Genomic DNA, 14,003 nt, shown 5'->3' with positions numbered 1-14,003 from the left:
TTTTAAATTCAAATGTATATTGGAAACTTTTAATGTGAATCAAGTTTCCAAAAAGATGACGATAATTTAACTTTCGTCAAATAATTAAATCGAAAATTCCAGATTGGCGACTAGTTTCAGGTTTTTCCCCAATCCAAATTTTTCTTTCGAATTGTTGAAATTTTTGTCCAATCCAAAATCATTTCGGTTGATGTCGCCTTTTATTTCGAAAGCCGCTTTTTTAGAGCCATTGTAATTGTTGATTCCGATGAATTCCGCATCAAGTTCGACCATTTTCGTAACATCTTTTATGGTCAAATAGCCTTTCAAGAAATTGATGTTGTTCTTGATTTTTTGAAACGAAGTCGATTTGAATCGAATAAGTGGTTTTTTGGTCGATTCAGCATTGTTTTTGTTTTGCAATGCCGCATCTCTTTTTTTGGATGAAAAAGTTTTGCTGTCCAATGAAAATTCTACCGATGCATCTTCAATTTCGTCTTCATCAAGGGAAACAAAACCGTCAAAATGATTGGTTTCGCCACCCAAATAAGTAATTGTCGAATCTTTCATTTGGATTAACACATCCGATTGGTCTGAGTCAATAGTCCATTTAGTTGCCATGGTTGGTTTGATTTTATGAGGTAAAAAGGCTTTTTAGGTTTTTAATTTCTGGTGCAAATATAGAATGGAAACTTTGAATACCAAAATAGTTTCCAAAGTATTTTTAAAATATTTTTTCCGGATTTAAAGTGTCAGGTTTTTTAAGTTACTTTGTACTCTTTAAAATCAGAACCTTTAAAAAATTAGTAATGCTTCCCATTTCCGAATATCAAGAACAATTTTTAATTTATTTGAAAAGTCAAAATATTGACAAAGAACCCAAAAATCTCTACCAACCCATAGATTACATTTTGCAGTTGGGCGGCAAAAGAATGCGTCCGGTTTTGACCTTGTTGACCGCCGATATTTTTGATATTGATTATAAATTGGCTTTGCCGGCAGCAATGGCAGTCGAGGTTTTTCATAATTTTTCCTTGGTGCATGACGACATTATGGACGATGCGCCTTTGCGAAGAGGTAAGGTTACCGTTCACGAAAAATGGAACGTCAACACCGGAATTCTCTCAGGCGATGCCATGTTGATTTTGGCCTACCAATATTTCGAAAATTACCAACCCGAAACCTTCCGAAAACTGGCCAAATTGTTCAGCAAAACGGCTCTCGAAGTTTGCGAAGGACAACAATATGACGTCGATTTCGAAACCCGAAACGATGTCACGATTCCCGAATATTTGAAAATGATCGAATACAAAACAGCCGTTCTCGTTGCCGCAGCAATGAAAATGGGTGCGATTGTGGCTCGTTCTTCCAAAGAAAATAGAAGTTTAATCTATGATTTCGGCCTTAATTTAGGTCTGGCGTTCCAGTTGCAGGACGATTATCTGGATGCTTTTGGCAATCCCGAAACCTTCGGAAAACAAGTGGGCGGCGATATCATAGAAAACAAGAAAACTTATTTGTACCTGAAAGCCCTGGAGTTTTCAAAACCAGCCGAAAAAGAGCAATTGTTGCAGTTGTTTTCAACCAAATTGGATGACAACACTGATAAAATAGCCGCCGTAAAAGAAATTTTCAATGCAACGGGAGCTTCAAAAGCCACCCAAAAAGCCATTGAAGAATATACATTGGAGGCATTTGAAATTTTGGAACAGATGAAAATTTCCGATGACAAAAAAGCGATATTGAAATCTTTTGGCGAAAACTTGATGGAAAGAAAGGTTTAAAACAGTTTTATGAACGCCATAATAAACGCTATTTTCTTTTCCGACAGAAACCAAAATACCCAAAAGCAATTGTTTTTCGCCTTATGCTTTCCTTTTTTTACCCTTTTGGCTTTAGGAATTGACAGTGTCTATTTCGCTACAACTTATTTTGACGCAAGACAAATTACCAACATTTTGGCGATTGTTTATTTCTCATTTTTCTTTTGGTTTTCCGATGCTTATCTCAGGAAATTGATGGTCACAATGGTTTTGTTGTCCTACATAGGGGAATTGATCTTCTGCACTTTATTGGGGATGTACAATTATAGAACGACCGTCATTCCGTTGTATGTTCCTTTTGGGCACGCCATTGTTTATGCTTCGGGTTATGTTTTGGCCCATACAGAATGGGCGGTCAGGAATGACAAATTGTTGAGAAAATATTTTGCCATTGGGTTTTTACTGTTGTTTCTCTCTGTTGGAATTTTCCTTAATGATGTTTTTTCATTGATTTTTGGCGTTTGCTTCTTTTTGCTTTTAAAGCGAAAAAAATGGCAAAACTTGTACTATTTCATTGCTCTTTGTGTCATATTTATTGAATTGGCGGGAACCTATTTCCAGTGTTGGAAATGGATTCCAAAAACGTTCGGATTAATTCCGGCCGTCAATCCGCCAATGGGAGCCGTTTTTTTCTATGCCGGAGGCGATGTGCTTTTGGTAAAAATTGTCGAAATTTGGAAAAATAAAACCACATCGATTAGTCCTGTCATCGAGGAATAAAACCCGTAAATCCTATGTATGTTGCCCCACTAAATACCGATTTGTTGTTTGAAGAAGCCGAAAAGGAAGCTTTGTACTTGAAATTAATCGAACAAATCAACAAGGATTTCAATCTGGCCAACGAAGGAATCGATTTTCCAATGAGTATTTTGCCCCAGGAATTGAAAATCCAGTTGCACGAAAAAATCTATCGATTGATTCAATACAAATTTGCCGAATATTTGAATCTACTTTACATAATAGACGTTTCGGAAGACCAAATAAAAAAACTCGACGGCTCGGATTTAGTCATTCTTGCCGAAGAAGTTGCTTTTTTGATTTTAAAAAGAGAGTGGCAAAAAGTTTGGTTCCGGAATAAATATCGTTAAATAAAGTTTTTTACTTCTAATAACCGTACTTGTTTTTGGTTTCGGCTCCCTCTCTTTTGGAGAGGGTTGGGGTAAGGAATTAAAAATAAACCCTGACAAACGGCATGAAGGCATCGCTGTAATAACCGTTGTTTTCATCAAACAATACGTCAAATCGTGCGCCAATGGTCACGTTTCCGGTTCGATAACCCGCACCAACATACAAGGCGGTATTCCAAAAAGATTCGGAAACACCATAATATTTATAATCGGTATTGACGTTGATTTCTTCCAATTCGACCGAAAGCTGAATTTCGGGAATTGGATTAATCAAGCCAATTAAACTTGCTCCATAAAGAGTGGAGGTGTAATCATTTTTGGCTGAAACATAACCAAACTGCAAGGCCGTTCCGACTGCAACAATTGAATTGATATTATAAATGGCACTTGGAGAAATGGTAATGTCCGTATAGCCCGATCCAAAACTCACTCCCAATCCACCACCAAATTGCACATTATTCCAGAAATTATTTTGTGGACTCGATGTAATGGTTTGTTGCTGTGCCGAAAGATGATGGAATGAAAATAAGAGTGCCAAAATACAAAAAGGTCTTAAAATGCTCAGGAGATGGTTTTTTTTCATTGTTTATCGGTTTTTTTTAACAATTTTTTACGTAAAAGTACGTAAAAAAAGATTCTATGTGTATTGATTTATTGTACTTTTGCCAAACTATTTTTAACAAATAACCAGAATTATATACAATTATGGATAGGTTTTCATTCTTAAATGCGGCACATACCGAATTTTTCGCACAATTATATGATCAATATTTAGAAAATCCAGACAGCGTAGAACCTAGTTGGAGAAGTTTTTTTCAAGGTTTCGACTTTGGAATGACAACTTACAATGGAGAAGTTTCGGCTGTTCCAGCAACTCCAGTGGCACAAGTAACCAGTGTGCCATCCAGTTCGAGCGACAGTGCGGCTGTTTCTGAAAAACTTTATAAAGAGTTCAACGTGTTTAAGTTGATTAATGCCTACAGAACACGTGGTCATTTGTTTACGAGAACGAATCCAGTTCACAAAAGAAGAACGTATTCGCCAACATTGGATCTTGAGAATTTTGGACTTTCAAAATCAGATTTGTCAACCGTTTTTGATGCTGCAAGAATCATCAAGATTGAACCTTGTAGTTTAGCCGAAATCTTGGGTCATTTAGACAAGATTTATTGCCAATCTATAGGTGTGGAGTATATGTACATGCGAAATCCAAACAATATTGAATGGATTCAAAATAAAATAGGACACAACGACAATCAACCTAATTTTACGACAGACGAAAAGAAAGCCATTTTAAACAAATTGAGCCAAGCGGTTTCATTCGAAAATTTCTTGCATACCAAATATGTGGGTCAAAAACGATTTTCGCTAGAAGGTGGGGAATCGATTATTCCGGCATTGGACGCCTTGATTGAAAAAGCGGCAGAAAAAGGAGTGGAACATTTCGTGATGGGAATGGCGCACCGTGGTCGTTTGAATGTTTTGGCCAATATTTTCGGGAAATCTACCCAAGATATTTTTAGCGAATTTGACGGTAAAGATTACAACGATCAAGAACATTTTGACGGTGACGTAAAATACCATTTAGGATTAAGTGCTGAAAAAACAACAAATTCAGGAAAAACCATCAATATCAATTTGGCACCAAATCCTTCACATTTGGAGACTGTTGGAGCCGTAATTGAAGGAATCACCAGAGCCAAGCAAGACAAATATTTTCCAAACGATTTTTCAAAAGTATTGCCAATTGCCGTTCACGGTGATGCCGCGATTGCAGGTCAAGGACTTTTGTATGAAATCATTCAAATGTCTCAATTGGATGGATACAAAACCGGCGGGACAATTCACGTTGTCATCAACAACCAAGTGGGTTTCACGACCAATTATCTGGATGCCCGTTCCTCAACTTATTGTACCGATGTTGCCAAAGTAACCCTTTCGCCAGTATTGCACGTAAATGCAGACGATGCCGAAGCCGTGGTACACGCCATGTCGTTTGCCTTGGATTTCAGGATGGAATTTGGTCGCGACGTATTTATCGATTTGTTGGGCTATAGAAAATATGGACACAACGAAGGTGACGAACCTCGATTTACACAACCCATATTATATAAAATCATTGCCAAGCATAAAAATCCTAGAGATATTTATGCCGAAAAATTAGTGGCAGAAGGAGTTATAGACAATGCTTATGTAAAAGCGTTGGAAACAGAATATAAATCAGGACTGGAAGTAAACCTGGAAGAATCCCGTAAAAAAGAATTGACCATCATTACGCCATTTATGCAAAATGAATGGCAAGGTTTTGAAAGCGCAGGGATTTCTCAAATGCTTGCAAAAGTAGATACCACTTATCCAAAAGAAGGACTTACGGCTGTGGCCAATGCCATTTGTAATTTGCCGGAGGATAAAAAATTCATCAGCAAAATCCAAAAATTAATCAACGACAGAAAAACAATGTTTTTCGAAACCAATAAATTAGATTGGGGTATGGCCGAACATTTGGCTTACGGATCGTTATTGAGAGAAGGTTTTGATGTTCGTATTTCTGGACAAGACGTGGAAAGAGGTACTTTTTCGCACCGTCATGCCGTTGTAAAAGTGGAAGACTCGGAAGAGGAAGTGGTATTAATCAACAGTTTGGAAGGTAAAAAAGGAAAATTCAATGCCTTTAATTCCCTGTTGTCAGAGTATGGAGTTTTAGGTTTTGATTATGGTTATGCTTTAGCAAATCCTAATGCCTTGACCATTTGGGAAGCACAGTTTGGTGATTTCTCGAACGGTGCCCAAATTATGATTGACCAATATATTTCTTGTGGAGAAGACAAATGGAATAATCAAAACGGAATTGTCATGTTGTTGCCTCACGGATATGAAGGGCAAGGAGCAGAGCATTCCTCAGGAAGAATGGAACGTTTCTTGCAACTTTGTGCCAGACAAAATATGTATGTTGCCGATTGTACAACACCGGCCAACTTTTTCCACTTGTTGCGAAGACAAATGAAATTGAAATTCCGTAAACCACTTGTTGTGTTCACACCAAAAAGTTTGCTTCGTGATCCAAGAGTAGTTTCCAGCATCGAAGAATTAGAAAATGGTTCTTTCCAAGAAACTATTGATGACGATGCAGTAAATAAAGCGGATGTTAAAACCTTGGTTTTTTGTACCGGAAAATTCTATTACGACATCACTGCCGAAAGAGAAATCAACGGACGAAAAGACGTGGCGGTTGTTAGAATCGAACAATTGTTTCCTTTGCCGGTAGATCAATTAAAAGAAATCATAGCAAAATATCCAAATGCCGACGATTATGTTTGGGCGCAAGAAGAGCCTAAAAATATGGGAGCTTACGGGTATATGTTGATGAATTTCGATTTTATAAAATGGAGATTGGCCTCCTTGAGAGTGTCGTCAGCATCTGCATCTGGAAGTTATACAAGATCAAAAAACCGTCATGCAAAAGCCATTAAAATGGTTTTCGACAAAGATCTTGTTAGATAAAATTAGGTAAAAAGATCCCAATAAATTAATGTTCAAGATTCATAATTTAAAATAAATAAGATGATTTTAGAAATGAAAGTCCCTTCACCAGGGGAATCCATAAAAGAAGTTGAAATCGCAACTTGGTTAGTGAAAGATGGCGATTATGTAGAAAAAGACCAAGCTATTGCCGAGGTTGATTCTGACAAAGCCACATTGGAATTACCAGCAGAAGCCAGTGGAATCATTACTTTAAAAGCAGAAGAAGGCGACACGGTTGCTGTTGGCGCCATTGTTTGTCATATTGATACAGATGCAGCGAAACCATCAGGCGCAGCTCCAGTTGCTCAAACAAAACCAGTTGCTGAAGCGCCAAAAGCTGAAGTTAAAGCAGCTCCGGTAGCGGCTCCAGCTCCAGCGGCATCTTATGCTTCGGGAACACCGTCTCCAGCAGCCAAAAAAATATTGGAAGAAAAAAATATAGCTTCAGCTTCAGTAACAGGAACTGGAAAAGCAGGAAGAATTACTAAAGAAGATGCTGTAAATGCAGTTCCTTCAATGGGAACTCCAACAGGAGGAAACCGTGGTTCTGAACGTACCAAATTATCAATGTTGCGTCGTAAAGTTGCCGAAAGATTGGTTGCTGCCAAAAACGAAACAGCGATGTTGACTACTTTCAACGAAGTAAACATGACGCCAATCAATACTTTGCGTAATGAATACAAAGACGCTTTCAAAGCCAAACACGGTGGTCTTGGTTTAGGATACATGTCATTTTTTACAAAAGCAGTTACAAGAGCCTTGCAATTGTATCCAGACGTAAACTCAATGATGGATGGCGATCACAAGATTGCTTATGATTTTGCTGATATTTCAATTGCAGTTTCAGGACCAAAAGGATTGATGGTTCCCGTGGTTCGTAATGCAGAAAATTTAAGTTTCCGTGGAATAGAAGCCGATATTAAAAGACTTGCATTAAAAGCACGTGACGGACAAATCACCGTTGACGACATGACCGGTGGAACATTTACCATCACAAACGGTGGTGTTTTTGGTTCTATGTTGTCCACTCCAATTATCAATCCTCCTCAATCTGGAATCCTTGGAATGCACAACATTATCGAGCGTCCGATTGCCGTAAACGGTAAAGTGGAAATTCACCCAATGATGTATGTGGCGCTTTCTTATGACCACAGAATTATCGACGGTCGTGAGTCTGTTGGATTCTTGGTTGCCGTGAAAGAAGCATTGGAAAACCCTGTTGAATTGCTTTGCGGAGGAAATCCCAAGAAAGCATTTGAATTGTAAAATTCTATTTCAAAATAGTAGAAATCCCGTTTGAGAAATTGAACGGGATTTTTTTATTTCATCAAATACAAACAATGATTGTAATAATCAATAATTCCTTTGCCTTTCATCAAAATATCGGCGCCGATAATGCCGTGAACGGGTTTGGCTTTGTGTTGAATCAAAGCTTCGTTTACGTGCGATAAATCAAAAATCACGAGGTCAAAATCACGGTTTTTCCAATTGCCCAGTTGTAGTTTGTTGCTAACGGCAATCTGGGTAAGCATTCCATTTGCTCCAGCTCCCGAAGCTTGTGTCTTCGATTTTTTGGCTTCCAATTGAAACAATTCAATGCTTTCAAAACCCACGCAACTGGAACTGGCACCCGTGTCCAAAATAAAATTGCCTTTCACTCCATTAATTTTCGCCTTGATAAGCAAATGCTGCGTTTTCGAAACCTTGAATTTTATTTTTTTGTAGTTTTCTTTTTTGAGAAGATAAGGAAGGTAATTCATTTTCGAAAGTGTTTAAAGACCAAAAATAGTCCAATTAAAATCAATAATCCTAGTATGTAAAAATAATAATGGGTTGGCTTTTCCGTTGCTTCAATTCCGCCATAATACACAAATGCACTCCAGTAATAAGGCGATTTTTTGGCGTTTGAAATCGATTTGTCTTTCAAAAAATCTAGTTTGGCATTGGCATTGGCTTCAAAATAGGATTGACCGTTTTTGATGTTTTTATAAAAATCATCCATAAAGACCGAAGTCGTATAATCGTTGACTTTCCACAACGAAAACAACAAATTTTGTGCTCCGGCAAACTGAAATCCCCTGGCAACGCTCATCGCACCTTCGGATTTGTAGAGTTTTCCAATTCCGGTTTCACAAGCACTCAAAACCACCAAATCTGGATTGATATTGAGGTTGTACAACTCCGAATAGAAGATTTCTCGATCATAAAACTTGATGCTTGCAGGCATTTCGGTATCGCCGGAAGTGGCGTGTGTGCTCAAATGCAAAATCGAATAATTGGCGGCATTTCTCTTGAAATTTTCGAAAGTGGCATTTGAATTATCGAAAAAATCGCCGTCAAAATTGCTTTTTATGGATTGCATTTCGGTTTTGGAAAACGTCAATTCGTAATTGGTTTTTTCGAAGATCGGGAAAATGCCTAGAACCGTTTTTTTATCTCTTGAAAGCGATTTTCCATTTAAATAAAAACCAGCCGAATTATTGTAGGCAATCCTGAAATCATTCAGCAAATAATGCATTTGGGCAAAATTTGTCGTTGTGCTTTCTTTCGTAATCAAGGCTTCGAAAGGCAGGAAATTTAACAATCCGTCTGGAACAATGACGAGGTTTTTATAGGTCGAATTTGTTGGTAATTTCAACATTTTATAAAGCGAATTACCATAATGATTATAGTCGGAAATGTTATTGGTGATTTTATTGGCATCGCTGAAATAATCCAAAAACGAGATTATTCTTGGCGTGGCGGTATGATTGTCCCAGTAAAAGTCCAGCTTTATTCTTTGGTTAGCCAAGGTGAAAATGTACATTTTCTCAAAGCCCGAAAAATATTCCACCAGAATTGCTTTGTCTTTTTCGAGTTTAGCATACAAGGATTTTAAATCTAAAATTTCGGCAGAATTGACTTGGTTTTTCGACCTGATTTTCTTTAGCGAAAGCATCAATTCGTTTTGTTTTTTGATGACTTCGTTTATTTTTGAAACGTTGGCCAAATCCCCTTTTTGCTGTTCTTTCACGATTTCATTGGTACAATTTTGAAGTTGTTCCAAATGGAGTTTTTCTTCTCTTGAAGCTGTTTTTTTGTTGGTAAGATAGTTTTTCAAAACCCCTGATTTGGTTCGTTCCGAAAGTTGGAGAGCTTTTTCTATGTAACTGATTTTGTTTTCTTTTTGAAACAGTAAATCATAAATAGAAATACATTTTTCGGTTCGGTTCCTGATGCGGATTTGATTGATGATTTTGGAATTTTCATAAACCAGCAAGTTGGCAAACAACTCCTCAATTTGAAACGAAAGTGCATAAGTTTCAAAGGCTTTTTTGGGTTGGTTTTGTTCTACAAAAATTTCGGCTTGCAAGTCCAATGCATCCAATAAAATGGTTTCCGCATAAAGAGAATTGGGATTGGGCAGAATGTTCTTTTTATTGGAATAATTTGGAATCAAAGTCTTGTAAACGGATGTCAATAATGCGTTGGCTTCAGTGTATTTTTGCTGTTGAAACAACAAATTAGCTTCTTCATAATTGAATTTGGCTAATTTTCGAGGCGAAAGATTTGGAGTGGCAAGGAACTGTTTTTTGGCTTTTTCAAAATAAGAATTAGCCAATTCAGTGTTTTGCCATTGAATGTTTAATGCGGATAGGTTTCGGTAACAATTGGCCAGAGTTTCGGTTTGAGTTTTGTCGGATTGCAATAATCTGATGGCGGAAAAATAAGAGCCTTCCAGTTTTTTAAAAATATCGGGAATTGGTTTGGAAAAGGCTGGGTTTTTATAGATTAATACATAATTGTTTCCCAGATTATTGAATAAATTTCCTTTTTGAATTGTAGATAATTTCTCGGTTTTGATGGTTTTTTCGAGTAAATCAATCGCTTCATTTATTCGACCCGTGTTTTGATAAACGTTTGACAAGTTGAGAATGGCCGCTATTTTTTGCGATTGGTTTTTCTCTGTTTCGGCAAGATAATAATACTGTTTGATGGTGTTTTCGGCATTGTCATAATCGCCGATAATCGTATACAGATTGCCCAAAGGTTTCAGGCAAAATTCGGTAATATCGTAATTGGAGAACTTATTCTTTTGATAGATTTGCCAAGCTTTTTCGTAACTCAAAACGGCTTGATTTGTCTTGCCAAATTGATTTTCGTAGTAGGCTTTATTGCAATTTAATACCACAATCGCCAGCAGTTCATTTTTGGATTTTGGTTTTTTCCAGAAATTTTTTTCGGTTGCGTCCAGTTTTTGCAAACTTTCCAAAGAAGGATTTGCGACAAAGGCATCAACGGCATTGTAAATTTTATCTTCTAGCGCAAGCGAATTTTGTCCAAAAACAGTTAGAGTCGTAAAGAGCAGCAGATAAAAAAGTTTTTTAACCATTAAGGAATTAAGTTTATTAAGTCAGTTTTGTTAAAGTAAATCAGTGAAAATCTGTTTAAATCCGTGTTTGTCATCTCGAGCGCAGTCGAGAGGCGTGTGCCAATAATTAAAACTTCCAAATACCATACAACTGAATATAATTGAAATTGTCTTCGAAATTCATCACATATCTCGCGCCGAAACTCGGGCCAATTCTCGCTGCACCAAGGGTTAAATCAAACAACAATCCAGTTTTGAAATTGGTAAAACTTTCACTGTTTGAAACAATATTTTCTTCGGTTTTAATAATAATCGAATCTGGTTTTTCAGATTCGAAATATTCTGTTTTTGTATGTTCTTCTTGCTTTTCTGAAGCGTTAATATTGGCTTGAATTCCAGCTCCAATTCCTATGAAATTATTGATATTATAGCGAATAAGTAGTGGGATTTCGTTATTGATATTAGAATAACTCAATGTTGTAGTAGTTCGGGTGGGTTGTCGAACTCCATTTGCCGATGTAGCAAAACCTGTAGTAATTGTGGTTGCAGCATTGTATTTGTGGATACTATTAATTAATTCCGCTTGCCAATACCATCTGTAGGACTTGAAAGGTGAAATGGTTGCTCCCACAAAATAACTTTTGGAATTTTCTAAATCAGGATAGAAATTATAACCTGCTTTGGCTCCAACAGAAATTCCCGGCGAGAATCGGGTAGTGGCATAATTGGTAATTATGGGTTCGTTTTTGTCGAAAATAATGGCAGTTCTACTTTTGGTATTTACTTTATGAAAGTCTTTGTTGAATTTCATCGAATACTTGACAAATCCTTTGGTGCTGTCTTTTTCTTTGACGTTTTTCTGTTCGCTTCCTGGCAAATAAATGTTTTTGAAAGTGAAAAATATCTGTTTTTGCTTGATGATTGTGTCTAAACAACTCGTTGTGGGTTCTTCGCCTTTTGGACAAATAGGGCATTTTGGATACATATCTTCGATTTGGAACGTTTTTTTGTCGAACATATTCGGAATATCGGTTTCTAGTCGAATCATTCTGGCTGGACCTTCGCCATTGTTTTGAAAACGCGTTTTGAAGTTGACTCTTTTGAATCGCACCAACCTATAATTCATAAAACTTCCGTTGGAACCCATTTTGTTGGGGTCGTGGGAAGTCACGATTTCCATTTCGAGATTTTTGACTTTGTGGTTTTTGAAACTTCGGTTTGGGACAAAAACACTTCGCATTGTTATGGTGGCGCTGGTGTCTTTGATCATTTCGGGCGTGGTTTTGTGGGTAAAAAACACGTTGCGGGTTTCGCCCGGATTCACGCCGTCAAATTCAAGGATTGTTACGTTTTTGTATGTTTTCTTGGCTTCCAATAAAGTGGCGTCTAAGTCTTCTTCAGTTGTTGTGTTTCTATATTTTTTGGCTTTTGCCAAAGTATTTTCGGAAGCCAAATACGAATCCGAATTTTCTAAATCATTCACGTTCGCCACTAGATTTTCCTTGACTTCTCTTTCTCCGGCATAAGTCCTGAAATCGATCAATTCAAAGTTGTTGTTTTTGAATTGTTTTTCGTTGTAAAATAGATATAATTTCCCGTCGGCAACATAGTTTTCCATATTTTGATAGCTCACGATTACTTCCATTTGCTGGTCGGGAATAGGGTCGGCATTTTTTTGGATGGACAACCCATTTTGGTCTTCGATGGAAGCGATATCGGTATAAACTTCTTCATTCGAAATATCGTTTACCACAACTGCTTTTGGTCTTGTTGCGGGTGGTTTTCCGTTGTCGTAATTGTTGGTTACGGCAAGCCTAGTTTTGTAAGTTCCTTTGTTTTTATAGACGTGTTTGGGTTCGGCTTCCTTGCTGTAATGCCCATCGCCAAATTCCCATAAATAAGAATAGGATGGTTTTGGCGCACCGGCAATCGGGATTAAAGGCGGCGTTTCGGGCTTGAATTTTACCGCATTTTCCTTTTGATTATAAGTAATAGTGGCTCTTCGGGTTACGGTATCTTTTACTTTGGTTTGCGAAAAAGTGAAGATAGATAATAGTAAACAGAAAAGAGTTATTAGGTTTTTCATAATCGTTACGGTTTGATTAAAGTTCTAAAAATAGAAAAAAGTGGTGAGCAAATCACCACTTCGTTCAAAAAGTTCTATTTTGTGTTATTGTATCGCATTGATTGCGGCTACTAATTGGGCTTCGGTTCCGATTGTTGTTTCGGCTAGTGTGAATGTGTAAACATCATTGGCTTGAACCGTCACTGCTTTGATGGCGTATCTCCAGTTGCCGTTGTCTTCGGTTGCAAAAATCACGTGACAAGCCAATCCTATTGGAATTTGTCCATAATGTTCGCTAAATAATCCGGCCGCTGTGTAGGTGTCTAGTTTGGCAAGAGCGTTCGTCCCTTCGCCATCGTAAGACAAATAAATAGCACTGTTGGTATTGTCATATCCGTCTGGAGCATCTGCAAGAATCGTGGTTCTAGGTCTTGGATCGCTGTAAAATTTATCGACATTGGTCCATCCAAAGTTTCCGAAAGTAACGTAGTAAGTGTTTTGCATTGCTTCTACACCTCCTTTACCAGCTGTTCCGGCAGCATTTCTTGCATCTGCCCAAGCTAAATTTCCTTTGTCATCTATAACTCCGTTCCATAATGTCATTGCTGTATCAATAGCGCCAGTTAAATTGGCAGGAACTTTCAATTGTATTGAACCTGTTGAAACTAGATCAACACCACCTTGAGAAGCCTTGATGAAAAATTCGCCACCCGATTTTAGTAAACTTCTATTTCCGTCAGCCATAATTCCCATTGTAGGTTTGTTAGTGATGAGCATGTTTCCTTTGTCGAAAAGTTCAATAAACGTGATGTCGATGGCTCCGGTTACAGGACTTCCGTTTTTGGTAAGGGCATTTCCGTTTAAGGTGATGACAACGCCTTTTGCAGAAGTCAATGTAATGGTTCCAGCTCCAGCTGTCGCTGTAAAATTTTGCGTATTTTTCTTGATTCCGGCTTCATTAATTCCTTTAAATGCTGCTGCAGTAGGAGGAATTGGAGCCAACTCTTCATTGTTGGTACAACTTGAGAAGAAGATTGTTGCTAAAGCTAAAAGTCCGATGTTTTTAAAATTTGATTTCATAATTTCTAATTTTTAAATTGGTTTATTTATTGTTTTCTGTTGTTATATCAATTCGG

The 14,003-nt window shown here is 37.5% G+C and carries 11 protein-coding genes; 5 read left to right on the top strand and 6 right to left on the bottom strand.

Annotated elements, in window-relative coordinates:
- Positions 1 to 84: 84 nt before the first annotated feature.
- Positions 85 to 600 carry a YceI family protein gene (locus OZP13_RS14695; RefSeq protein WP_281297650.1) on the bottom strand — a complete coding sequence of 172 codons (516 nt, stop codon included), beginning with the start codon at positions 598 to 600 and terminating at the stop codon, positions 85 to 87.
- Between the two features lie 188 nt (positions 601 to 788).
- Here OZP13_RS14695 and OZP13_RS14690 point away from each other — a divergent pair, with 188 nt between their 5' ends.
- From OZP13_RS14690 to OZP13_RS14680, 3 genes are read left to right on the top strand one after another with little or no spacing between them, the layout of a single operon-like run.
- A complete protein-coding gene (locus OZP13_RS14690) occupies positions 789 to 1,763 on the top strand; it encodes a polyprenyl synthetase family protein (protein WP_281297649.1) in 975 nt (324 codons plus the stop codon).
- Positions 1,764 to 1,772: 9 nt separating this feature from the next.
- Positions 1,773 to 2,522, top strand: a complete 750-nt coding sequence (locus tag OZP13_RS14685; RefSeq protein ID WP_281297648.1) for a hypothetical protein — start codon at positions 1,773 to 1,775, stop codon at positions 2,520 to 2,522.
- Positions 2,523 to 2,536: 14 nt separating this feature from the next.
- Positions 2,537 to 2,890 carry a hypothetical protein gene (locus OZP13_RS14680; protein WP_269240869.1) on the top strand — a complete coding sequence of 118 codons (354 nt, stop codon included), beginning with the start codon at positions 2,537 to 2,539 and terminating at the stop codon, positions 2,888 to 2,890.
- 79 nt (positions 2,891 to 2,969) lie between these two features.
- Here the strand turns inward: OZP13_RS14680 and OZP13_RS14675 are convergent, their stop codons facing one another.
- On the bottom strand, positions 2,970 to 3,512 hold the full coding sequence (locus OZP13_RS14675; protein WP_281297647.1) for a hypothetical protein: 543 nt from the start codon (positions 3,510 to 3,512) through the stop codon (positions 2,970 to 2,972).
- A 122-nt stretch (positions 3,513 to 3,634) separates the two neighbouring features.
- Between OZP13_RS14675 and OZP13_RS14670 the strand changes: the two genes are divergently transcribed.
- Positions 3,635 to 6,430 carry a 2-oxoglutarate dehydrogenase E1 component gene (locus tag OZP13_RS14670; RefSeq protein WP_281297646.1) on the top strand — a complete coding sequence of 932 codons (2,796 nt, stop codon included), beginning with the start codon at positions 3,635 to 3,637 and terminating at the stop codon, positions 6,428 to 6,430.
- A 60-nt stretch (positions 6,431 to 6,490) separates the two neighbouring features.
- The gene (gene odhB / locus OZP13_RS14665) at positions 6,491 to 7,717 is read left to right on the top strand and encodes a 2-oxoglutarate dehydrogenase complex dihydrolipoyllysine-residue succinyltransferase (RefSeq protein WP_281297645.1); all 1,227 of its coding nucleotides are present in this window, start codon (positions 6,491 to 6,493) and stop codon (positions 7,715 to 7,717) included.
- Between the two features lie 53 nt (positions 7,718 to 7,770).
- Here odhB and OZP13_RS14660 read toward each other — a convergent pair whose 3' ends face one another.
- The 4 genes from OZP13_RS14660 to OZP13_RS14645 all read right to left on the bottom strand — a co-directional run bounded on the left by OZP13_RS14660 (position 7,771) and on the right by OZP13_RS14645 (position 13,947).
- Positions 7,771 to 8,211 carry a retropepsin-like aspartic protease gene (locus OZP13_RS14660; protein ID WP_269240867.1) on the bottom strand — a complete coding sequence of 147 codons (441 nt, stop codon included), beginning with the start codon at positions 8,209 to 8,211 and terminating at the stop codon, positions 7,771 to 7,773.
- Positions 8,208 to 10,823 carry a CHAT domain-containing protein gene (locus OZP13_RS14655; RefSeq protein WP_269240866.1) on the bottom strand — a complete coding sequence of 872 codons (2,616 nt, stop codon included), beginning with the start codon at positions 10,821 to 10,823 and terminating at the stop codon, positions 8,208 to 8,210. The genes OZP13_RS14660 and OZP13_RS14655 overlap by 4 nt, the downstream gene beginning before the upstream one ends.
- Before the next feature lie 106 nt (positions 10,824 to 10,929).
- Complete coding sequence (locus OZP13_RS14650) at positions 10,930 to 12,888, bottom strand: DUF7849 domain-containing protein (RefSeq protein ID WP_281297644.1); 1,959 nt, start codon at positions 12,886 to 12,888, stop codon at positions 10,930 to 10,932.
- Positions 12,889 to 12,972: 84 nt separating this feature from the next.
- Entirely contained in the window at positions 12,973 to 13,947 is a 975-nt protein-coding gene (locus OZP13_RS14645) for a hypothetical protein (RefSeq protein ID WP_281297643.1), read from the bottom strand.
- Between the last annotated feature and the right edge of the window lie 56 nt (positions 13,948 to 14,003).

The organism is Flavobacterium limnophilum, assembly GCF_027111315.2.
In the GTDB taxonomy this organism is placed as follows: domain Bacteria; phylum Bacteroidota; class Bacteroidia; order Flavobacteriales; family Flavobacteriaceae; genus Flavobacterium; species Flavobacterium limnophilum.
This window is presented reverse-complemented; position numbering and strand designations above follow the sequence as displayed.

Excerpts from the sequence above, each read along its gene's own strand:
- OZP13_RS14670 (WP_281297646.1), top strand. The coding sequence starts at position 3,635 with ATGGATAGGTTTTCATTCTTAAATGCGGCACATACCGAATTTTTCGCA.
- OZP13_RS14675 (WP_281297647.1), bottom strand. The coding sequence starts at position 3,512 with ATGAAAAAAAACCATCTCCTGAGCATTTTAAGACCTTTTTGTATTTTG.
- OZP13_RS14655 (WP_269240866.1), bottom strand. The coding sequence starts at position 10,823 with ATGGTTAAAAAACTTTTTTATCTGCTGCTCTTTACGACTCTAACTGTT.
- OZP13_RS14695 (WP_281297650.1), bottom strand. The coding sequence starts at position 600 with ATGGCAACTAAATGGACTATTGACTCAGACCAATCGGATGTGTTAATC.
- OZP13_RS14685 (WP_281297648.1), top strand. The coding sequence starts at position 1,773 with ATGAACGCCATAATAAACGCTATTTTCTTTTCCGACAGAAACCAAAAT.
- OZP13_RS14680 (WP_269240869.1), top strand. The coding sequence starts at position 2,537 with ATGTATGTTGCCCCACTAAATACCGATTTGTTGTTTGAAGAAGCCGAA.
- OZP13_RS14650 (WP_281297644.1), bottom strand. The coding sequence starts at position 12,888 with ATGAAAAACCTAATAACTCTTTTCTGTTTACTATTATCTATCTTCACT.
- OZP13_RS14645 (WP_281297643.1), bottom strand. The coding sequence starts at position 13,947 with ATGAAATCAAATTTTAAAAACATCGGACTTTTAGCTTTAGCAACAATC.
- OZP13_RS14660 (WP_269240867.1), bottom strand. The coding sequence starts at position 8,211 with ATGAATTACCTTCCTTATCTTCTCAAAAAAGAAAACTACAAAAAAATA.
- OZP13_RS14690 (WP_281297649.1), top strand. The coding sequence starts at position 789 with ATGCTTCCCATTTCCGAATATCAAGAACAATTTTTAATTTATTTGAAA.
- odhB (WP_281297645.1), top strand. The coding sequence starts at position 6,491 with ATGATTTTAGAAATGAAAGTCCCTTCACCAGGGGAATCCATAAAAGAA.